Annotated in this window: 17 protein-coding genes and 1 pseudogene; 5 read left to right on the forward strand and 13 right to left on the reverse strand. The window is 64.9% G+C overall.

The features are described from left to right. Positions 1 to 11: 11 nt before the first annotated feature. The 3 genes from JWS13_RS43845 to JWS13_RS43855 form a co-directional block, all read right to left on the reverse strand. Positions 12 to 1,199: an epoxide hydrolase family protein gene (locus tag JWS13_RS43845; protein WP_206011307.1), complete on the reverse strand. Its 1,188-nt coding sequence runs from the start codon at positions 1,197 to 1,199 to the stop codon at positions 12 to 14. Positions 1,200 to 1,262: 63 nt separating this feature from the next. Continuing rightward, on the reverse strand, positions 1,263 to 1,562 hold the full coding sequence (locus tag JWS13_RS43850; protein WP_206011308.1) for a hypothetical protein: 300 nt from the start codon (positions 1,560 to 1,562) through the stop codon (positions 1,263 to 1,265). Between the two features lie 135 nt (positions 1,563 to 1,697). After that, positions 1,698 to 4,976: a protein kinase domain-containing protein gene (locus JWS13_RS43855; protein WP_206011309.1), complete on the reverse strand. Its 3,279-nt coding sequence runs from the start codon at positions 4,974 to 4,976 to the stop codon at positions 1,698 to 1,700. Positions 4,977 to 5,225: 249 nt separating this feature from the next. On the opposite strand from JWS13_RS43855, the gene JWS13_RS43860 reads away from it, so the two are divergent. The 3 genes and pseudogenes from JWS13_RS43860 (at position 5,226) to JWS13_RS43870 (ending at position 9,304) form a co-directional block, all read left to right on the forward strand. Beyond that, positions 5,226 to 6,347: an agmatine deiminase family protein gene (locus tag JWS13_RS43860; RefSeq protein WP_206011946.1), complete on the forward strand. Its 1,122-nt coding sequence runs from the start codon at positions 5,226 to 5,228 to the stop codon at positions 6,345 to 6,347. Positions 6,348 to 6,414: 67 nt separating this feature from the next. Next, positions 6,415 to 6,990 (forward strand): TetR/AcrR family transcriptional regulator, encoded by a 576-nt coding sequence (locus tag JWS13_RS43865; RefSeq protein ID WP_206011310.1) that lies wholly within the window; start codon positions 6,415 to 6,417, stop codon positions 6,988 to 6,990. Between the two features lie 302 nt (positions 6,991 to 7,292). Further along, positions 7,293 to 9,304: pseudogene (locus JWS13_RS43870) on the forward strand (TerD family protein). A 31-nt stretch (positions 9,305 to 9,335) separates the two neighbouring features. On the opposite strand, the gene JWS13_RS43875 reads toward JWS13_RS43870, so the two are convergent. The 4 genes from JWS13_RS43875 to JWS13_RS43890 form a co-directional block, all read right to left on the reverse strand. After that, complete coding sequence (locus tag JWS13_RS43875) at positions 9,336 to 10,040, reverse strand: hypothetical protein (protein WP_206011311.1); 705 nt, start codon at positions 10,038 to 10,040, stop codon at positions 9,336 to 9,338. 119 nt (positions 10,041 to 10,159) lie between these two features. Beyond that, a complete protein-coding gene (locus JWS13_RS43880; protein WP_206011312.1) occupies positions 10,160 to 10,591 on the reverse strand; it encodes a hypothetical protein in 432 nt (143 codons plus the stop codon). Positions 10,592 to 10,768: 177 nt separating this feature from the next. Beyond that, complete coding sequence (locus tag JWS13_RS43885) at positions 10,769 to 12,034, reverse strand: IS256 family transposase (protein ID WP_206011313.1); 1,266 nt, start codon at positions 12,032 to 12,034, stop codon at positions 10,769 to 10,771. A gap of 62 nt (positions 12,035 to 12,096) precedes the next feature. Beyond that, entirely contained in the window at positions 12,097 to 12,720 is a 624-nt protein-coding gene (locus tag JWS13_RS43890; RefSeq protein WP_206011314.1) for an FHA domain-containing protein, read from the reverse strand. Positions 12,721 to 12,955: 235 nt separating this feature from the next. On the opposite strand from JWS13_RS43890, the gene JWS13_RS43895 reads away from it, so the two are divergent. Beyond that, positions 12,956 to 14,188, forward strand: coding sequence for a DUF6745 domain-containing protein (locus JWS13_RS43895; protein ID WP_206011315.1), 1,233 nt, complete (start codon positions 12,956 to 12,958; stop codon positions 14,186 to 14,188). Positions 14,189 to 14,219: 31 nt separating this feature from the next. After that, complete coding sequence (locus JWS13_RS43900; protein ID WP_206011316.1) at positions 14,220 to 14,675, forward strand: hypothetical protein; 456 nt, start codon at positions 14,220 to 14,222, stop codon at positions 14,673 to 14,675. Positions 14,676 to 14,724: 49 nt separating this feature from the next. Here JWS13_RS43900 and JWS13_RS43905 read toward each other — a convergent pair whose 3' ends face one another. From JWS13_RS43905 to JWS13_RS43930, 6 genes are all read right to left on the reverse strand, one after another. Next, the gene (locus JWS13_RS43905) at positions 14,725 to 15,933 is read right to left on the reverse strand and encodes an acyl-CoA dehydrogenase family protein (protein WP_206011317.1); all 1,209 of its coding nucleotides are present in this window, start codon (positions 15,931 to 15,933) and stop codon (positions 14,725 to 14,727) included. A gap of 26 nt (positions 15,934 to 15,959) precedes the next feature. Further along, on the reverse strand, positions 15,960 to 16,487 hold the full coding sequence (locus JWS13_RS43910) for a flavin reductase family protein (RefSeq protein ID WP_206011318.1): 528 nt from the start codon (positions 16,485 to 16,487) through the stop codon (positions 15,960 to 15,962). A gap of 92 nt (positions 16,488 to 16,579) precedes the next feature. Then, a complete protein-coding gene (locus JWS13_RS43915; RefSeq protein WP_206011319.1) occupies positions 16,580 to 17,395 on the reverse strand; it encodes an ABC transporter ATP-binding protein in 816 nt (271 codons plus the stop codon). After that, positions 17,392 to 18,180 carry an ABC transporter permease gene (locus JWS13_RS43920; protein ID WP_206011320.1) on the reverse strand — a complete coding sequence of 263 codons (789 nt, stop codon included), beginning with the start codon at positions 18,178 to 18,180 and terminating at the stop codon, positions 17,392 to 17,394. Before JWS13_RS43920 ends, JWS13_RS43915 begins: the two co-directional genes overlap by 4 nt. Beyond that, positions 18,177 to 19,004, reverse strand: a complete 828-nt coding sequence (locus JWS13_RS43925; protein ID WP_206011321.1) for an ABC transporter permease — start codon at positions 19,002 to 19,004, stop codon at positions 18,177 to 18,179. Before JWS13_RS43925 ends, JWS13_RS43920 begins: the two co-directional genes overlap by 4 nt. Positions 19,005 to 19,010: 6 nt before the next feature. Beyond that, the gene (locus JWS13_RS43930; protein ID WP_206011322.1) at positions 19,011 to 19,973 is read right to left on the reverse strand and encodes an ABC transporter substrate-binding protein; all 963 of its coding nucleotides are present in this window, start codon (positions 19,971 to 19,973) and stop codon (positions 19,011 to 19,013) included. Between the last annotated feature and the right edge of the window lie 145 nt (positions 19,974 to 20,118).

Genomic DNA, 20,118 nt, shown 5'->3' on the forward strand with positions numbered 1-20,118 from the left:
GCGACGGTCGTCTACCGAAGCGACCGCAGTCCGGTGCGCAGTTCTTCTACCAGGAGCTGTGGCTGTTCCCAGGCCGCGAAGTGCCCGCCCTTGTCCAGCTTGTTGTAGTGGACGAGATTGGGATACGCCTGCTCTGCCCAGCTTCGCGGCGCCTGATAGAGCTCGTCAGGAAAGACGCTCACGGCAACCGGGACGGTGACGCCTCGGGCGGCGAAGAACGGGGACCTGTTCTCCCAATAGAGACGAGCTGCGGACAACGCCGTGTTCGTCAACCAGAAGAGCGTGATGTTGTCGAGAACATCGTCTCGTGTCAGGCCTTCCGACTGTCCGTCGAAGACCCGCGAGATCAGCGCCAAGCTCGCCACGTCGTGGTCGAGCATGAACGCTGCCAGACCGACCGGTGAGTCCGCCAGCCCGGTCAGGGTCTGCGGGCGCGAGCCCATTTCGACGGCGTAACCGATGTGCTGATAGAAGAAGGCCAGTTGGTCGGTCGCGCGGGTCTCCTCGTCGGACAGATCCGACGGCAGTGGGTTGCCGGTGAGGAGTGCCTGATCGATCTCAGGGGGAACGACGCACGCCATGTTGGTGTGGATTCCGAGCAGTTCCGGAGGTGCCTGTAGCGCCATTTTCTCGGTGACAACGGCACCCCAGTCACCACCGTGGGCCACGAACTGCGTGTACCCGAGACGTTTCATCAGCTCCACCCAGGCGCCCGCGATGCGGTCGGGGCCCCAGCCGGTGGTGGACGGCTTGCCCGAGAATCCGTAGCCGGGCATCGACGGAATCACCAGATGGAACGCATCCGAGGCGTCACCGCCATGCTTGGTGGGATCGGTCAACGGCTCGATGATCTTCAGTTGCTCGACGATCGAGCCGGGCCAACCGTGCGTGACGATGAGCGGCAATGCATCCTCGTGCTTCGAGCGAACGTGGATGAAGTGGATGTCGAGCCCATCGATCTCGGTGATGAACTGCGGCAGAGCATTCAACCGCGATTCGCACTTGTGCCAGTCGTAGTCCGACGCCCAGTACTGCGCGAGTGCCTGACTCGTCGCGAGCGTAGTGCCCTGGGACTGATCTGCGACAGTTTCCTTTTCGGGCCAGCGGGTGGCCGCGACGCGCTGACGCAGCGCTTCGAGTTCGGTCTCGGGGAACTCGACGGTGAACGGGCGGATGGCGACTTCGGCGGTGACAGACATGTGGGTTTCCTTGGTGTGTTGTTGTTGGTGCAGAGTGGTTTTCGAGTGTCGGTGCGGCCGCTCCTACATCGGGGTATTGCTGGTGCTCCAGTGGATTTGGCTGCCGATGGTGGTTTCGGCGCGGCGCTCCTGCCGTTGATCGCGTTGCCGGTCGTGCCGGCGCTGCTGTTGCATGGTGGTGTCGTGGTCGCGGGAGATGTCATGGGTGGCGACGGCGGGAGTTTGCGCCGATACGGTGGCGGCTGCGGCGCCGGCGGGGAGGATGCCGAGTGCGGCGGTGGCGGCTGCGGCGGTGGCGAACCGCTTCCACTTGGAGGTGCTGCTGGTGTGTGAATTGTTCTGGTGGAGGTGTGTGCTGTTCATGGCGATAAGATTCGCAATTTCGCAGCGGGTGTGACGGCGAAGATCTACCTGCTTCACTACCCGCATTTTCTACGCAGGTAGCGCATGGGCGTGCCCGAGCGGGTGGTGTATTGCGAAGTGGGGACTCGGTCCGAGCTACGGATTCGGGTGGTTGGTGCGTTCCTCGCGGGCAATCCAGGCCGCGAGTTGCGCGCGGGATCGATGCCCGGTCTTGGTGAGGATGCGATCGACATGTCCCTCTGCGGTGCGGGGCGAGATGACGAGTCTTTCCGCGATCTCCTTGTTCGTGAGCCCTTCCGCCACCAGCTTTCCTACTTCCTTCTCGCGACGGGTGAGTTTCACATGCGCTGACAGTGGGGTGGGCGTCGACGTCTCGGGCGCGCGCTTCTGTAACGCGAATTCGATCGACGCGAGGTGTTCGAGGCGTTCACCGGCCCGGGATTCCTTCTCGTACGCGGAACTACCGAGCAGTTGGCGGGTGCGTTGTTCGTTGCGGGTTCGCGTGCGAACCAATGCTTCGTTCCCGAACAGTGGGGAGCTTCCCATCTCGCCGCACAGGGTTCGCCCGATGCCCAGCAGACGTGCGGATCGGGCGGGATTTCCTTCTTCGATCGCGATCCACGCAAGAATCTCGGTGCATGCGGACACGCCCAGCCAGTCACTCAACGACTGCTTCAGTTCGATCGCTTCTTTCAACGAGTCCGATGCCGGTACGAACGCGCGCTGGGTCCACAGCGTGAGGCCGCGCGCCCACAGCGCCCAGGACGTGGCGAAACGTTCCCGCAGGGACTTGCCCAGGACGATGGAATCCTGCGCCGAAGCAAGCGACTGTTCCAAGTTCCCGGACAGGCAGTGTACGAACGCGAGTTGAGCGCCACCGAGCAATGTCAGGGAACTGACATCCCCGGCTTCGGCGTGCTGTGCCATGGCGGCGGTGAGGAGTTCCAACGCGATGTCGAGATTGCCGTCGATCTCCTCCGCGGCGCCCCGGAACTGAAGCGCATACGCCGCGGAGACGCGATCACCGACCGATTCCGCGACGGCGCTGGATTCCAGCAAATACTGCTTGGAGGTCGCGATATCGCCTTGAACCATGGCGTACCACCCGATCACCCACAGCGCTTTCGCCCTCTCCGCGCTGGGCTGCGGGTCGGCGTCCAACGCTCGGGTCAGCCAGTACCGCCCGTCTCGCAGCAGCCCACTCGCGTTCCAGAAGAACCACAGCGAACCCGCCATCCGAAGTCCGGTCCGGGCCTCGCCGGGTGTGGACAGGGAGTACTCCAGAGCCGACCGCAGATTCGCACGCTCGTGCCGGAGCCGACGGTTCCATTCCAGCTGCCCTGATCCCAGTGACTGGCGCTCGCTGCGTTCCGACAAACGGAGGAAATAGTCTCGATGATTCCTCCGCCACGTTTCCTCGCTGCCGTACTCGGCAAGCTTCTGGGCGGCGTAGTCCTTGATGCTCTCGAGCAATTTGTATCGAACGGTGGATCCGGACTGAACGGTGGAAACAACCGATTTCTCAACGAGATTGGAGATTATCTCAAAAGTGTCGGGGACAATGTCCGGATCGGTGCACACGCTCTCGACCGCATCGAGATCGAAACCGCCCGCGAAGACCGACAGCCGCGCCCACAGGACTTGCTCTTCCGGCGAACAGAGATCGAAACTCCAATCGATGGCGCCACGAAGCGTTTGGTGCCGCACCGGTCCGCCCCGGTTTCCCCGAGTCAACAGTTCGAAAAGTGCGCCTTCCCGCGACAGGACGCGGTCGAGGGGAAGGGATCTGATCCGGACTGCTGCGAGTTCGATCGCCAGGGGGATGCCGTCCAGTCGCCGGCACAAACGGGCCACACCGATGCGACTCTCGTCGTCGAGGGTGTATCCGGGGACGACGGACGCGGCGCGTTGCTCGAAAAGATCGACGGCCTCGGAGTTGAAGCTGGTGCCTTCTCGTCCCTCGGGGAGCTGATCTTCGTCCAGGACCGACATGGGCGGCACCTCGAACACGGTTTCACCCAGCACACCGAGAGGCTCCCGACTGGTTGCCAGGATCTGTACGCGGTCGGCGCGCCGAACGATCTCGACGGCGACTCTTCCGCACGCCTCGATCACATGCTCGCAGTTGTCCAGGACGATGAGTGCGTGCCTGTCCGCGAGAAATTCGAAGAGGTTGTGGGTACCGCTCGAGGTCACACCGTCGCGGATGTCGAGTGCCTCGGTAATGGTGCTGACGACGAGTTCGGGACTGGCGATCGCGGCGAGATCGACAAACCAGACGCCGCCGGCGTAGGTTCTGCGCACTTCCGTGGCGACGCGGCATGCCAGCCGGGTTTTACCTACTCCACCGAATCCGGTCAGCGTCACGATCGGGGAACTCGACAGACACGCCTTGACCGCCGCGACTTCGGTTCGGCGTCCCACGAAACTCGTCACCTCGCGGAAGAATTCGTGGGCGTTGGGAACGACCGGGTCGGCCGCCACCGCCTGCTCCTGTCGTTGCACAGCTCCCGGTCCGGTGTGCAGTGCCATCTCGTCGACGGGAAATCGATGGAGACGTTGCGATGCACGGAGTTGCTCTCCGAGTTCGGTGGCGGTGGGACGGTTTTGCGGGGCGCCGGCCATGGCGCGTTCGATGATGGCGCTGACGTCCTCGGCAATGCCGTGCTCCCGGGGGTCGGGAACGGGTTCCGAGGCGATTCTCAGGAACTGGGCTACCACCTGCTCACCGCTGCGGCGTTCGAACGCGGCGTGCCCGGTGACCGCGGCGAACAGCGTGGCACCGAGGCCGTACACATCGGTGGGGGCACCTGGTGGTTCGCCCGACACCACCTCGGGGGCGGTGAACGCGGGCGATCCCGTCACCACGCCGGCGGTGGTCTCGAACCCGCCTGCGATCCGGGCGATGCCGAAGTCGGTGAGTGCGGGCTCGCCGTAGTCGGTGATGAGGATGTTGCCCGGTTTGACGTCGCGGTGCAGGATCTCGAGGCGGTGGGCGGTCTCCAGGGCGCCGGCCATCTTCACTCCGACCCGCAGCGCTTCGTCCAGCGGGAGCGGTCCGTGACGGCGGATCCGCGCGTCGAGCGAACCCTGCGCGTGGTACGGCATCACGATGTACGGACGACCGTTGTCGGTGACGCCGACCTGCAGGACGTTGACGACGTTGGGGTGCGCGGTCAGCCGGCCGGCGGCATGCTGCTCCCGAAGAAACCGTGCCCTGTTCTCCTCGTCGAGGTCGGCGGTGAGGACCTTGACCGCCACGGTCCGGTCGAGGGCCGCCTGGGTGCAGCGGTACACGACCCCGAACCCGCCGCGGCCGATCTCCTGAGCGTCGTCGAATCCGGCCGCCGCCAACTCTGCCGTGACCGAACCCGACGCGTCGCGTTGCGTCGCGAAGGGATCGATGTCGGTCATCGACTACATCGATTCTTCCGGTTCGCGCCGCTGTCGAAGAAGTGAACCACCGCCGGTCTCTCGAGGATGCACCTCAGGATATCGCTGCACCGGCCATCTGGAAGAGCCGTCACCGCATCGTCGTGGCTGCTTTGCGTGGGGCGTCCTGGGCACGCATCACTAACTAAAAATTTAGTCAGGATAGTATGGTCGCAGTTGGCTTCCGGCTGGACCGGGGTTGCAATGCGAGGAAAAGGGGAAAACGAAGTGATGCTCAGACGGCGCTTCATCCAGTCGGGACTGGCCGCGGTCGGTGGGCTGCTGGTAGCTGCGTGTACCGATCCGGTGTCCTACCTCGAAGGTGGCAGCAGTACCGATGAGGATGATCAGCGGATGTGGCGAATGCCCGAGGAGGGGGAACCGCACAAGCGGACCTGGATGGCGTTCGGGGCGAGCGAGGAGATCTGGGGAGCCGAGCTGCTACCCGAGGTCCGCCGCAATCTGGCCACCATCGCCCAGACGATCGCGCAATTCGAGCCCGTCTCGATGCTGGTGCGCGAGGAGGAACTCGACCTCGCGCGCGGGCTCGTCGGCCCCGCCGTCGAACTGGTAACGGCCCCGCTCGACGACCTCTGGATGCGCGACACCGGCCCCGTGTTCGTCGAGGGCAACGGAGTAAGGGCGGGGGTCAACTTCAACTTCAACGGCTGGGGCGAAAAGCAGGACTTCGACCGGGACGCGGGAGTGGCGGACGTCGTGACACGCCACGCCGGTGTCGAATCGTTGCCCACGGACCTCATCCTCGAAGGCGGCGGCATCGAGGTCGACGGCGAAGGAACCGCCATCATCACCGAAAGCTGCGTGCTCAACAACAACCGCAACCCCGGATGGTCCAAGGCGGACGTCGAGGCCGAACTGGGACCGCTGCTCGGGCTCGACAAGATCATCTGGCTGCCCGGGATCGCGGGAAAGGACATCACCGACGGCCACACCGACTTCTACGCCCGCTTCGCCCGCCCCGGCGTGGTCGTCGCCGGGTACGATCCGGATCCGGAATCGTTCGACCACGACGTGACCACCCGCCACCTCGAGATCCTCGAGACGGCAGTGGATGCGCAAGGCCGCCCGCTCGAAGTCGTGGTACTCGAGGCGCCGGGTTCCGTCCGACCCGCATTCGAATCGGACGATTTCGCGGCCGGCTACATCAACTTCTACGTCTGCAACGGCGCCGTGATCGCCCCCGAGTTCGGCGACCCCGTGGCGGACAAGGCCGCCAGGCAGGTACTCGAACGGCTCTTTCCCGACCGTCGTGTGGTGCAGATCGACATCGACGCCATCGCCGCCGGCGGCGGCGGAATTCACTGCACTACCCAGCAAGAGCCCGCGGGCTGATCGCGCGCTGCGGCAACCGAGGTCTCCGCGGCGGCCGCACCGCCGCCTTCCCGTAAAGTGAGGTTCCGTGTCCGAACGTCAGACGTTGATTCTGGAAGCAGCCGTCCGTGTGATCGCGCAAAGTGGTGTGCGCGGGCTGCGGATCGAGAAGCTCGCCGCCGAGGCCGGGGTCTCGACCGCCCTGATCTACTACCACTTCCAGGACCGGGCAGGTGTGCTGCGCCGCGCCCTCGAGCACATCAACGAGCGGGCCGAGCGCTACACAACGGAGGCCCTTGCCTCGACGAACCCTCGGACCCAGCTCGAGCAGACGCTCCTGCTCGAAATTCAGAACACCCCCTCCGTCCGTGAAAACAGCATCGCCTGGGGCGAACTCCGGGCCACCGCAATCTTCGACGAAGACCTCCGCGACCAACTCCGCGACGCGACCCGCGCCTGGGCAACGGATGTCGAGACCCTCATCGTCAAGGCGCAGGCCGCCGAACTGGCCGACCCGGACGCCGACCCCGCCGATGCCGCCGAACGACTCACCGCCCTCATCGAGGGGCTGAGCGAACGCTGGCTCAGCGGATCCATCACCCTCGAACGGGCCCAGCAGCTCGCCGCCGGAGCGATCACGGCTGAACTCGGACCCCGGCCCTGACGGTGCGGAAAACGCATCCGCCGAACGGTGTGCGCGTGCTCCTGTGATCCGTTCTTCGGTCCCGTACCTCTTGTCATTTCGGCTGTTCCGCAATGTCATTCACGCAGCTGACACGGGACGACGGGATCTTGTCGACCTGCTGAGGCAGTGATTATCCGCGGCGACACGACGTTTGCCGGGTGGTGGCCTCGACCGAAACGAACCGATTAGTATGCGCAGTTGATGCGACGGACGTCGGTTGGGCACAGGCCCGTCCCGCCGCACGAGTCGTTGCGGTTCCGGGTCGAACGAAGGTGGTTGTGGTGGAGTTTCCGATGCTGTCCAAGGGGCAGAACCTGTCCCTGCCCGCCGACGTGGAGCAGATCGACGTGGTGCTCGGGTGGACCGAGTCGGACGTCGAGGTCGATGCGTCGGCGTTGCTGCTCAACGTGGACGGGAAGGTGCGCTCCGACGCCGATTTCGTGTTCTACAACCAGCCGGAGTCCACCGACGGATCGATTCGGTTCCTGGGCACGAGCGGAACCGAGGAGGGTGCGCAGGCGAGGATCGCGATCGACCTGTCCGCCGTGCCGGACGATGTGCACACCGTTGCCCTCGGAGGCAGCGTGGCTGCCGGCCAGTTCGGTGATCTCGGCAAACTGGCCCTCCGGGTCGTCGACGGTGCCGGGCACACGTTGGCGGAGTACGTCACCGCCGATGCCACCACCGAGTCGGCATTCGTGTTCGGCGAGGTGTACCGCCGCAACGGCGACTGGAAGGTTCGGGCGGTCGGGCAGGGCTGGGACTCCGGGCTGGCGGGGTTGGCCACGGATTTCGGAGTCGACATCGACGACAACCCGGACCCCGAAACCGCCGACGCCCCATCCGATCGTGAGAATTCCGACGCAGCGGTGCCGGCCGACTCCGACACCCCGCAATTGGTGCCCGAACTGCCCACCACACCGGTCGCACGGAAAGCGACGACCCGGGGTGTCCGCACCACCAAGCGGGCGGTGAAGAAGTCGAAGCCACTCGCATTCGGTCTCGCCGAACAGGACACCTGGCAGCCGGCGCGGTTGTTCTCGGTCATCGGGGTCGGCGCGGGTGAGGAGCAGGAGCGGCGTGCCACGTCCGCACTGATCGCGACGATGCAGGCAGTGCGTCCGTTCGCACGCGCCGTGTGTGCCCGGGTGGGGGCTCCCACGGGCACCTTCGAGGGATACGTGGAGGTGGCCTACGAGCGGGGCGAGACGAAGGTGATTCCCGATGCCGTCCTGAAGGTTTCCCGCGGCAGCAGGGTGTGGACCGGTCTGCTCGAGGTCAAGACCGGCAGCGGCAAGCTGAAGAAGGAGCAACTCGAGAACTATCTCGACGTGGCTCGGAAGAAGAAGTACGACGTGGTGGTAAGCCTGTCGAACGACGTCCCGGCCAGCGCGGGGGAGTTGCCGGTGGAGGTCGATCGGCGCATGCTCGCCAAGGTCGCTTTGCGGCACCTGTCGTGGGCGGAAGTGGCGCACGAGGCACGGATGTTGCTGTCCCATGGCGGAATCGACGGCGAGCTGCAGGCGTGGGTCCTTGCGGAGTTCCTGCGGTACCTCGACCATCCCCGTTCCGGGGCGGTCGAGTTCGTCGACATGGGTCGGCACTGGGTCACGGTCCGCGACGCGGTCACCGCCGGCACTCTGCGCGCCGGGGACCAGAAAGCCCTCACCGTGGCCGACACCTGGGTGTCCCTGTCTCGGCATCTCGCACTGCGACTGACCGCCGAGTTGGGGGTCACCGTCAAACACGTCCTGCCCCGCAGGCACGGCACCGATCCGGTGGCCCGCAACGCGGCGGTTGCCGAGCGGTTGGCGGCCGACGGCGTGTTCGAGGCGGTCCTGCGGATCCCGGAGACTGCCGGTGATCTGGTGGTGATCGCGGATGTGCGGACCAACAAGATCCGCTGCCGAACCACGGTCGAGGCGCCGAACGAGGGAACCTCCGGTCGCCGGCTGCGTGGCTGCTCAAGCAACTCAAGGATGCCCCCGGCGACGTTCAGGTGGAGGCAGTGTTCTCCGAGCGCGGGAATGAAGCCTGCGAGCACATCGAGGCGGTGCGGGCCGATCCGAAAGTGCTCACCGCCGGTAGATCCGGGGACATCGTCTCCTTCTGTCTCGAACAGTCGTTCCCGATGGGCGGCCGAAGGTCGGGAACGGCGGCGAGCTTCATCAGCAGCGTCACGTCCTCCGCGGACGCGTTCTACGGGACGGTGGTGCAGCAATTACGGGAATGGGTGCCGGCTGCACCCAAGCAGACCGAGCAGCCGAGGAGTGCAGAACCCGAAGACGAATAGCGGTCGGCCGACATGTGGTGGGAGCTCGAGCTCACAGCGTCGGCCGGTCCAGCGGCCGTGGGAGCGGCGCGAGTGCGCCGGCGCCCCGCAGCCGTTCGTACGCGCGAACCACCGGGTCGATCTCGCCTGACGCGGCGATGTGCAGAAGCGCGCCGCCGTCCGGAACAGCCCGACGGCTCGCCTCGAGGCCGTCGGGTATCAGGGCGGCCCGGGCCGGGCACAGGTAACCGAACCGGCCGACGACAGGATCGCCGACTACGAATCCGGCGTCGTCCTCGAGGGCATCGAGAATGTCGTCGTCGGTGACGTCGCCGAAATCCGGTTCCCACACCGACGCGAGCATCGCGAGCAGTTCGGATTCGGGGACGACGGCACCGTCGGGCGCGTCGACACCCATCACCAGCGACTGCAGCAGAAACTGCGGGGTACCCCCGGCCACGCCGGAGAGTTCGACCGACCACCCGGCCGCACCAGTGCAGACCAACCGCAACCCGGTGCCCGTCAGATCCGACCACGCCTCCGCCTCCTGTGCGACCAGAAGAACCGCTGTCAGCCCATCCGGCGCACACGCGGTATCCGGTCCCGACGCGTGCACCTGCCGCCACGCGCCTCCTGCCGGCGACGCGGCTTCCGGCAGCAGCCGCGAGACCTGTTCCAACGTCAGCCGCCATTGCCCCGCCAGCGCTTCGACCGGCTCCGGCCGCGGCCCCCAGAAGGCCCGTACGACACGTCGCATGCGAATGCGTCCTCCTTGTCCCGCAAGTATCGGCCCCGCCGAGATCGGCGAGCGTACTTGCGGGCACAGTGTATTCGCGATTGCTGCCGGACGACCGAACGCCGAATGCGAGTGTCCACTCAACCAGCGCTGGAATTCCTTGTTCCAGTTGGCCCTGCGCTGATAGCCGCGAGTAGAGCATCGGCTCGCTTCACCTGGCGATGCATCCCGAACGCGTCGACAAGTAACAATACAGCCGACCCGGCGAACACCCATGTCAGGAGTGAGCCACCCTCGTCGGCGAAGTCGGTGAGCGTGACAAATGACATGATGAGACCAGCAGCAAGCATTACCCAGCGGCCGCGGGCGACCGACTGCCGGCTCTCGACCAGTCGCGTAGGCCAGGACCCGATATCTGCGTTCGGTGGCAGCGCGCCGTTGCTGATCGCCGTCGACACCTCACGTTTCGCGGCCAGCCGTGGGCTGCGACCGCTCTTGATCAGCCAGAGCGGCACGACATATGCGGCGACGGCGCCCACCGCGCCACCGACAATCACGACGATCGGATCCATGCATTCCTCACTGGATAGACGTTGTTGGCAACAACAGGATCCGCCGGATCTCCGCGCACCGAAACACACCCTGGGGCTCGGATTTGCACCCCTTCTGCTGGAGCTGAGGGAACCATTTTGCTGTCAGCAGTTGTCGGGGGAGTGTCCGATTAACGGTGGATCCGACCTCGGCGTCGGTTAGTCACCGTTCGGGGTGATGCGGCCTTCGAAGGTGATTGCGAACGCGTTGAGCGCTGGCTTCCACCTCATCACCCATCGTGCCTTACCCTTCCCGGTGGGGTCCAGAGCCCGTGTGGCGAGATACAGACATTTCAGGGCTGCTTGCTCGGTCGGGAAGTGTCCACGGGCCCTTATCGCGCGCCTGTAACGGGCGTTGACGGACTCGATTGCGTTTGTCGAGCAGATGACTCGTCTGATCTCGACGTCATAGTCCAGGAACGGCACGAACTCTGTCCACGCGTTTCCCCACATCCGTACGATCGCCGGATACCGCGCGCCCCACTTCCCGGCGAATTCATCGAATCGTTCCTTGGCCGCCGACTCGGACGGTGCCGTGTAGACCGGTCTGAGATCACGCGCCATCTCATCCCAGTACTGCCGGACAGCGAACCGAAAGGTGTTGCGTATCAGATGAATAATGCAGGTCTGCACCACTGCGAGTTCCCACACCGTGTTGATGGCATCGGGCAATCCCTTCAACCCGTCACACACCACGATGCAGACGTCGGCGACACCGCGGTTCTTGATCTCCGTGAGCACTGAGAGCCAGAACTTCGCACCCTCACCACCGTCGCCGGCCCACACACCCAGAATGTCGCGTTCGCCGTTGACGGTGACCCCGATCGCGACGTACATCGGCCGGTTCGTGACCTGCCCATCCCGCACTTTCACGTGAATCGCATCGATGAAGATCACGGGGTACACCCGGTCCAACGGACGGTTCTGCCAGTCGGTCATCTCGCCGACGACCTTGTCGGTGATGCGCGAGATGGTGTCCTTCGACACCGTCGCTCCGTAAATATCCTGGAAGTGGGCAGAGACCTCACCGGTAGTTAAACCCTTTGCTGTCAAGGATAATACGATCTCATCGATACCGGTCAGCCGACGTTGACGCTTCTTGACGATCTGCGGCGCGAACGAGGAATCAGTATCCCTCGGGACATCGATTTCCACAGGTCCGATCTCGGTCAGCACCGTCTTCGTCCGGGTGCCGTTGCGTGAGTTCCCGCTCCCGCGGCCGGCGGCGTCGTGTTTCTCGTAGCCAAGGTGCTCGGTCATCTCCGCGTCCAGCGCGGTTTCGAGGACGTTCTTGGTGAGCTGATTCAATAGCCCGTCCGGGCCCATCAAATCCACCCCCTGCTCCTTGGCCTGGGCCAGGAGTTGCTCGGCCAACTGCTTCTGATCCACTTCGGTCGCTGCCATGGGATCCAGTGTTTCGGTCATCATCGATCCTTCCCGCCAAGCAGCAGCTCGGCGTGTCGAACCAAGATCAGATCAACCGTTATTCAGACAGTCCCGTTGTCGGGGCCGGGGGAGTCGAGGATGCCGTTGTTGAGGGCGAGCGTGACGAGTCGGGAGCGTTTCTGATTCTGAGGGAGGTCCTCGATCTCGAATGTGCAGAAGAGGGCGCGAAGATGGGTCTTGACCGTTTCGGTGCTCAGGTGCAGCGCGTCGGCAATCTGCCGATTCGATGCCGGGATGGGGTGGTCGGTGCCGTCGTGGAACGGCCGGCACAGTTCGGTGAGGACGGTGCGCTGGGCGGGTGTGAGAATGATGTCGGAGTCGAGGGTGTTCCCGATGTGGGTGATGCCGCAGTCCGTACCCGGCTCCCCGTGGTAGGTGAGCATGCTCTCGCCGACTTGGATGACGTCTCCGGGGTGCAGAGTCTGGCGCCCTTGCAAGCGGGTGCCGTTGACGAAGGTGCCGTTACGGGAGAGGCCGTCGTCGGTGATGGTCCAGTGGATGCCGATGCGCTCGATGGTGGCGTGTAGGCGGGAGATGTCCGGGTCGGTCGGCAGCGACAGGTCGGCGTACGAGGAGCGGCCGATGACGATCGGGGAGTGGTCCGGGATGAGCGTCATCTCGTCGGTGTGCCCGTGGTCGGTGTACGAGAGAACAGAGTTCGTCACTGGGAGTCTCCCTTTCGGCCTTCCGGCGGTCTGTGCGGGTGTTACTCCATCGTGGCGCGAAGGGGCGGGCCGTGTTAGACCCCCTGGGGGTGGTGTCCGGCCACCCCGGGATCGAGTCGGCGAGTGGTAGGGGCCGCGACAGATCGGGGTGCCAGCCGGAGGCCTTGCGCTCGGGGCATTCGCGTGCCACGCTCATATGCATGACTATTGGAAAGGCGGACTCCGCCACAATCGCGTGAGCACCGCGCCGCTTCGCCCGGTGGCTGCACGCCGAGCGACATTCACCGATAACAATGATCACTCCGCCGAATGCATGTTCGGTGTCGGAGCTGTGCGTGACGCATGGCTCGGGCACGGGTTGCGCGCCTGGCCCTCCGATCGCACCACAGCGGAATCGGCCGTCGAAACACTGTATCGGCGATCAGGATTCCGCGAACCGGAGTTCGTCTGGGTGCCGTCACCCCCAGCCGGATCGGACCTCATCGCCGTCGAGGGGTTGGCGACGACGCTGTCGTTTGCCGGCGACGGAGTCGCGTGCGTCTCCTCCCGAATAGCAACCATGCTGTCGGAATCGCGCAGACGCATGGACACACTGATCGCCCGAGGCAGATCCGACTGGCCGAACGAACGCCGGGCGATCGAGACCGCGCGAACCCAGTCGCCCGACGACTCTGCCCGCGTCGGCATCAGTCCGAATGCAATCATCCGAGCCGCCGTGTGGGATTCGTTGCGCACGAGCCTTTTCGACGGGGTCGCGGCTGCGATACGAACATTGATGCCCGCCGTCGTCGGAGGGGTGACCTGGTATGGGCAGCAAGAAGCACATCGGGTCGCGTTCTACGACACGTACCGCCGGTTCGGGCTCGCCAGGTTCCGCTCCGACGACGTCGAGCTACTCGACCTCCATACCGCCGTGACCGGCGCGACCGGGTGGTGGTGGGCGTTCGACAACGTGTGCGTGATGGCGGAACGCCCCACCGCCCTTCATACCGAGCCCATACCGGGCCGTGTACACAACGAACGCCGATTGCACCACCCGGATGCTCCTGCGCTCGAATTCGAGGACGGTCATTTGCTTTTCGTGCATCACGGGACCATCGTTCCCGACTGGGTCGTGCTCGAGCCGACTGTCGAACGCATCGCACGCGAACGTAATGTCGAGGTCCGCCGATGCGCGATCGAGCGCATCGGATGGGACACCTACATCGACGAGGCCGGGCTCGCGCTGATCGACCGAGCCGATGATCCCGGCAATGTCGGTCACACGCTGCAGCTTTACGTGATATCGGACGGCTGGGGCCGTAGCGATCACATCTTGCTCGCCGTCAATGGTTCTCCCGAACGCGACGGACGTCGGCGACGATACGGGATCTATGTGCCGACACGGATTTCGTCGGCGTTGGATGCCGCCGCGTGGACCTACGGCATCAACGGCACCGACTACGCCCGTCTCGTTCGTCGAACCTGAAACCGAAACCCGAACTCCAGAGGTGATTCGCATGAACTCGATCATGACCTTGTCCGATCTCACGGCCCTCACAGGCCTCGATGTCTTCGACTATCTCGACCAGGAAGTATCGGTACCCGTCATCGACGGTATGCAGGCACAGGGCGACCTCATCGTAGTCCCGTATTCGCTTGTCGCCGAGATTGTCACGCCCGGCCCATGGACGCGGTCGGAGAACGTACCGCTGTCGGGAGTGGTATTGCTGCGGAGCGCTGCGGGCGGAAACCCGCACAGCCTCGTCGCCGACGAAGGCATGTGCATGTGGTCGACACCGGTGAACGACCCCCGGCGCCTCGCGCTCGGCATCCTCGACACCCGCGTTACCGCCTACCTCATCCACCCCGAGCACGGAGCCACCGGCATCGCCCCTGGTCGGTATGTCATCGGACGCCAGCGGGAACGGGGCGTCGGGCGGTTCTTCGAGCGGACGCACTTCGTCGTAGATTGACGTCCGGGATTCCATCCGGTTCGGCTCTATGGGTCGGGTGACGCCACGGTCACACCATCCGGCGGTTCTCGTCGGTCTGGAGGCCGAGGATGAATTCTGCGTGGCTTTCGAAGCCGGCCTCACCCATCACCCCATGCGCGGAGATGGTGTTGAGGTCGCGGAGGAGTTTGGACAGGAGACTGTCGTCGAGGATCGCGGCGGCACCGGCATGCCGGAACGCGCGGGTGACCACTTCCACCGAGGTCTTCGCGGCGAGCGAGGCGGCGGTCTGCATCTGGTCGAGCAATGGGAGCTGGACGCGGTCTCCTGCGTCGATCACGTCGTTGACCTGATGCAGGGTATCGATGCAGAGGCTGCGTGCGGCGCGGACGCGGGCGTCGAGTTCGCCGAGTTCGCGTTGAAACCAGGTGAGTTCGGTCAGGGCAGGAGGCTGATGCAGGTTGATTCGCCCGCCGCGCCGAATCCTCGGCGCGGCGCCGACAATTTCGTCCAGGGCCCGACGGGCCGCGCCGAGGACCATGCCGGGGTGCATCTGCAACACGAAGGGCACCATGCCGAGGCGGGACAGCGGGGTGTCGGTGCGGGAGCCCTCACCCATCGGGTCGTAGATCATGTCGTCGGCGACGAAGACATGGTCCGCCTGGAAGCTGCTGCTGCCGGTGCCGCGCATACCCAGTACTTGCCAGTCGTCGAGGACCTCTATCTCGCCACGCGGCAATAGCGCTGCCCGGCGTACCGGTTTGCCTGCCTCATCGGCGATGAGGAACGTCGCCGTGACGTAGTCGGCGTGGTAGAGACCACTGACGAAGTCCCACCGGCCGCTGACCACGTAGCCGCCGTCGACCCTTTGCGCGTTGCCGGGCTTGAGCGACGCCGCCTTGAGGGCGATGCCGTCGGCGAAGATCCTGCGAGCTGTGTTTTCGCTGACGACTGTGGCGAGTTCACCGGCACCTTCGAGAAGAATCGTGGCTGTCCAGGCGGTGGCGGGGTCGATGTGGCCAATCTTTTCGATTACCTCGAACGCGGTGACGGCATCGACGACGTTGCCGCCGAGATCGTCGGGAGTCATGATTCCGAGCACCCGCGACTGCCGCAGTGCTGCGATGGAGCGGTCACTGAGGCGCCGGCCCGATTCGGATTCGATTGCACCGACGGCGAGTTCGTCGCGGATGGAATCGACCGCGGCGAGGGCTGCGGCGCGCCGATCGGTGCGGGCGAGCGGCCACGAGGTCAGCGGAGCGGTGGTGGTGGAGGTCATCGGTCGGTTCCTTTGCGGTGGGGGTGTCACGGACGGGCCGAGGCGGGCAGCGGAGTATGGATCCCGAATCGGCGTTTGCTGTAGGAGAGGGTGTGGGCGGGCCGGGTTTCGACCGTTCTGACCTGCCCGAGAATGATGACGTGGTCGCCGCCGCCGACGGTCCGGGCGACATCGCATCCGAGCCAGCCGGGGGCGTCGCTCAAGCGGGGGAGCCCACTGTCGATTCGCCAGGGCGCCTCGGCGAACCGATCGATGCCGCCGGTCGCAAAGATGCGCGCGAGTTCCTCGTCGTGCTCGCCGAGGATGTTCACGCCCAGCCGGCCGGTTGCGGTGACGGCAGTCAGCACCCGCGAGCGGCGGTCGAGGGCGACGGTGATCATGGGTGGGGTCAGAGACAGCGAGCCGAAGGCGCTGACAGTGGCGCCCACGGGCATGCCGTCATTCATGGCCGTGATCACCGTGACCGGGGCGCACAGGGATGCCATCGCGTCTTTGAATTCTTCGGCGATCGAGGTGGTGCCGGTCCGGTCGGGGGTGTCTGTGCTGATCGACATTCGTGCCCTCACTTCAGGTCGGTGGTGGGAGGTGTTCTTGCTCGATACTGCTCGGGTCGGCACCGTCGGCTCATCCCCGAAACTCGGGATCTTCAGCGCCGGATCAATCCGAGGACGTGTGCACGTAGCTCGGCGAAGGCCGGCTCGAGTTTGGTGCGCAGTTGATTCCGGGGGCCGGGAAGGGGGACCGGGATGATCTCGGTGACCGACGTCGGAGCGCCGGAGAGGACGATGACGCGGTCGGCCAGGTACACCGCCTCGTCGATGTCATGGGTGACGAGAACGACGGTCATCCCCAGTTCCTCACGCAGCCTGAGCATCAGGTCCTCGAGATCTGCCCGGGTCTGCGCGTCGACCGATGCAAAAGGCTCGTCCATGAGCAGCACTTCGGGCCGGCACGCGACTGCGCGGGCGATGGCGGCGCGTTGCTGCATCCCGCCCGACATCTGCCAGGGATAGAGGTTCGTCGCGTGTGCAAGGCCCACCGCCAGCAGCGCCTGTTCGGCGATGCGTTGGCGTTCTGTCCGTTTCATGCCCGATCGACGGAGTGGGAGCATGACATTGCCCACCACACTCATCCAGGGGAGCAGCGACCGCGAGTAGTCCTGGAAGACGAGGGCTAGGCCTTTCGGGGGCGCGGTGACGTTCGCACCCTCGAGTACGACCTCTCCGGTGTCCGGTGAGAGCAGACCCGCCAGGCACCGCAACAGGGTGGTCTTGCCTGCCCCCGAAGGGCCGACCACGGTGACGAATTCCCCTTGATGAACCGCGAAAGTGACGTCGGCCAGGATGTGCCGGGAGGCAGTCCCGCGCCCGTAGGACTTTGCCACGGCCCGCACATCCAGAGTGAGACGATCGTGCACGTCCGGGTCGGTGTGTGCCACCGGCGTGGTGGTGGATGTGGTCATGATGCAGAACCTCCTTGCCCAGCTTTCCTGAGCCCGTAGTACCAGCGGAGTAGATACCGTTCGATGCCGCGGAACACGACGTTGCTCGTGTAACCGAGAATTCCCAGCAGTAGCAATGCCGACCACATCTCCGGAATCGCGAAGGTGCGTTCGGCCTGCAGTTGCACGTATCCGATTCCGTGCGTGGACGCGACGTATTCGCTGGCGATGATCAACACCACGCCGAGCGCGACGCTGATCCGCGCCCCGGCCAGAATCTGGGGGCTCGCCCCCGGCAGGACAACCCGTAGCAACCGATGATGGAACGGAATGTGATAGCTGCGCATCATGTCTCGTACCAGCGGGTCAAGGGAGCGGACACCGTCGATCGTGCCGAGCAGGATCGGCCAGATCGTCCCGTAGGCGATGACGGCAATCTTCATCTCGTCCCCGACCCCCATCAGCACGAGGCCAATGGGAACGAGCACGATTCCGGGTACCGAGCGCATGAACTCGAACACCGGGAGAGCGGCATCGTAGAGACTCTCGCGCAGCGCCAGCACCAACCCGGCGCCGATTCCGATCACGGTCGCAATCACCAGACCGAAGAGGAAGTTCCGCACGCTGGGGACGGCATCCGATCCGATCCGGTCGAACAACCACATCTGCTTGTAGGTGTGCGCCACCTGCTGCAGTGGGGGGAAATAGAACCTCTCGCTGCGTGTTGTCGCCACCCACGCTCCGGCGACGGCCACGAGGGGCAGCCACAGTTCGACGGCCGCCGCTCGTGCTGTTCTCCTTATCATTTCACTGTCTCTCTGTTGGCGGGCGACCACGGAATCACCCGGCGTTCGAGGTGGAGGAAGACCACGTTGAGGGCGACACCGAGCAGTCCCGCGACGATCAGCCAGGCGAACATCACGTCCACACCGCCGGCCTGCTGCGCTATACCCAGCGACTTGCCCAGTCCTGGAGCCGAGCCGAGGTACTCGGCCGCCGTAGTCAGCATCAGCGCGATGGCGGCCGATGTGCGTAATCCGGTGACCACGAAGGGGAGCGCGGACGGCAGGACCAGTCGCGTCATGCGATCGAGCCGCGAGAGTCGTAACGATCGCACGGTGTCGGCGGCGACAGGGTCGACGTGATGCACACCGTCGACGGTGGACGTCAGCAGCGGCCAGCACGCCCCGAACACGACCAGGAGTACTTTCATCTCCATCGTCGAGCCCAGGATCAGCAGCAGAACAGGGGTGAGCGCGACTGCGGGAATGGTACGCAGGAAGTCGATCATCAGGCGTGTGCTGCGAGTGAGGAAGTCGGATGTTCCGATCAGTAGTCCGACGGGGACGGCGAGGACGACGCACAGGGCAAGGCCCACAACCCAGCCCACTGCGGTCTGGCCCAGCGTCATCCAGAATTCCGGTGTGGTCGTCATCGAAGCGAGAGCCGACACCGATTGTGCAGCGGTGGGTATCGAACTCGACGGCAACAGTCCGGATTGCACCGCCAGTTGCCAGCCTGCCAGTGCTGCGACGACAACTGCCACCCGCGCGGCCCGGCGTCGCTGGGGGAGAGGAAACCGGGGTGAGGTCACTGCCGGGGGCCGAGGGGTGCGCGTGAGCGTGGTCATGATCGATCAGCTCATCAACTCGTCGACATCGACGTCCCCGGAAACGAACTGGTACTGCTCCATCAGCCCGGTCCACAGTGACAGCGCCGCACGGGGGTTGCCGGCGTCGAAGACAGGGAGCCGCATTGCCGGAATCAGTTCTGCGGGAACCGGGCTGATCGCCGGTAGCACCGCCCGCACCTCGTCCGGGTGCGCGGCGGCGTATTCGATGCCCCGGTTCAGCGCCCGGACGAAACCCTGCACTGCCTCCGGATTCTCCTGTTCGAACTTCGCAGAGGTTGCCACGGTCAGCTGCATGCCACCCGGTACCGCCTCCGCGCCCGGCGACATCAAGCGGGTGGCACCCTGGGCGAGCGCGGCGGTATCGAACGGTGAGATCGTGCTGATCGCGTCGACATGGCCTTTCGCGAGGGCGTCGGTCATGTCCGACAGCGGCAATTCCAGGAATTTCACCTGGTTGCTGTCCGCCCCCGCCTTGTCGAGTGCGGCACGGAGAGACAGTTCGCCGCTGCCTTTCAGGGCCCCGACCGCGACGGTTCTGCCCGTCAGGTCCGCGGGTGTCGTGACGGAACTGTTCTTCGCGACGAGTACGACTCCGGTGTCCTCCGCGGGGAGATCGGTGCTCTTGGTGACACCCCCGACGATCCGCAGCGGTAGCCCCTTGTCGAACGCCTGGATGACGATCGCCGTCTCACCGAGAGCGAACTGGTCGGAGCCGTTGACCAGATTCGTGATCATGGCACCGGCATTGGTGAAGTCTGCGGTCGCGTTGATTCCTTCCTCGCGGAAGAATCCCTTGTCCACCGCAAACTTGAAGGGAACGGAGTCGACGATGGGCAGTTGACCCACCGTGACGTCGAGCAGTCCGTCGGTTCGGGACTCCGTGTTCGAGGAACTACAACTCGCCGTCGACACTAGGGCGAGTGTGACCATGCCGGCGATGACGGCGTGTCGGGGCAGTATGTGCATCGGTCGTTTCCTTCTCCGAGAATGAGGTCGGGGATCTGAAGGGACTCGCGGTTCCCGCGATCCGTCGAGACTGGCGGTGTGGCGAAAGTCTCGTTGCAAGAAGCCTGGCGGGTTCGAGTTGCACCCGCAATGACGAGAACTCGGC

This window comes from Rhodococcus pseudokoreensis (assembly GCF_017068395.1).
Classification (GTDB): domain Bacteria; phylum Actinomycetota; class Actinomycetes; order Mycobacteriales; family Mycobacteriaceae; genus Rhodococcus_F; species Rhodococcus_F pseudokoreensis.

Coding starts and splice junctions, on each gene's coding strand:
- JWS13_RS43885 (WP_206011313.1), bottom strand. CDS start 12,034: ATGACCGAAACACTGGATCCCATGGCAGCGACCGAAGTGGATCAGAAG.
- JWS13_RS43925 (WP_206011321.1), bottom strand. CDS start 19,004: ATGACCACGCTCACGCGCACCCCTCGGCCCCCGGCAGTGACCTCACCC.
- JWS13_RS43880 (WP_206011312.1), bottom strand. CDS start 10,591: ATGGATCCGATCGTCGTGATTGTCGGTGGCGCGGTGGGCGCCGTCGCC.
- JWS13_RS43910 (WP_206011318.1), bottom strand. CDS start 16,487: ATGTCGATCAGCACAGACACCCCCGACCGGACCGGCACCACCTCGATC.
- JWS13_RS43920 (WP_206011320.1), bottom strand. CDS start 18,180: ATGATAAGGAGAACAGCACGAGCGGCGGCCGTCGAACTGTGGCTGCCC.
- JWS13_RS43930 (WP_206011322.1), bottom strand. CDS start 19,973: ATGCACATACTGCCCCGACACGCCGTCATCGCCGGCATGGTCACACTC.
- JWS13_RS43860 (WP_206011946.1), top strand. CDS start 5,226: ATGCTCAGACGGCGCTTCATCCAGTCGGGACTGGCCGCGGTCGGTGGG.
- JWS13_RS43845 (WP_206011307.1), bottom strand. CDS start 1,199: ATGTCTGTCACCGCCGAAGTCGCCATCCGCCCGTTCACCGTCGAGTTC.
- JWS13_RS43905 (WP_206011317.1), bottom strand. CDS start 15,933: ATGACCTCCACCACCACCGCTCCGCTGACCTCGTGGCCGCTCGCCCGC.
- JWS13_RS43855 (WP_206011309.1), bottom strand. CDS start 4,976: ATGACCGACATCGATCCCTTCGCGACGCAACGCGACGCGTCGGGTTCG.
- JWS13_RS43875 (WP_206011311.1), bottom strand. CDS start 10,040: ATGCGACGTGTCGTACGGGCCTTCTGGGGGCCGCGGCCGGAGCCGGTC.
- JWS13_RS43850 (WP_206011308.1), bottom strand. CDS start 1,562: ATGAACAGCACACACCTCCACCAGAACAATTCACACACCAGCAGCACC.
- JWS13_RS43900 (WP_206011316.1), top strand. CDS start 14,220: ATGAACTCGATCATGACCTTGTCCGATCTCACGGCCCTCACAGGCCTC.
- JWS13_RS43915 (WP_206011319.1), bottom strand. CDS start 17,395: ATGACCACATCCACCACCACGCCGGTGGCACACACCGACCCGGACGTG.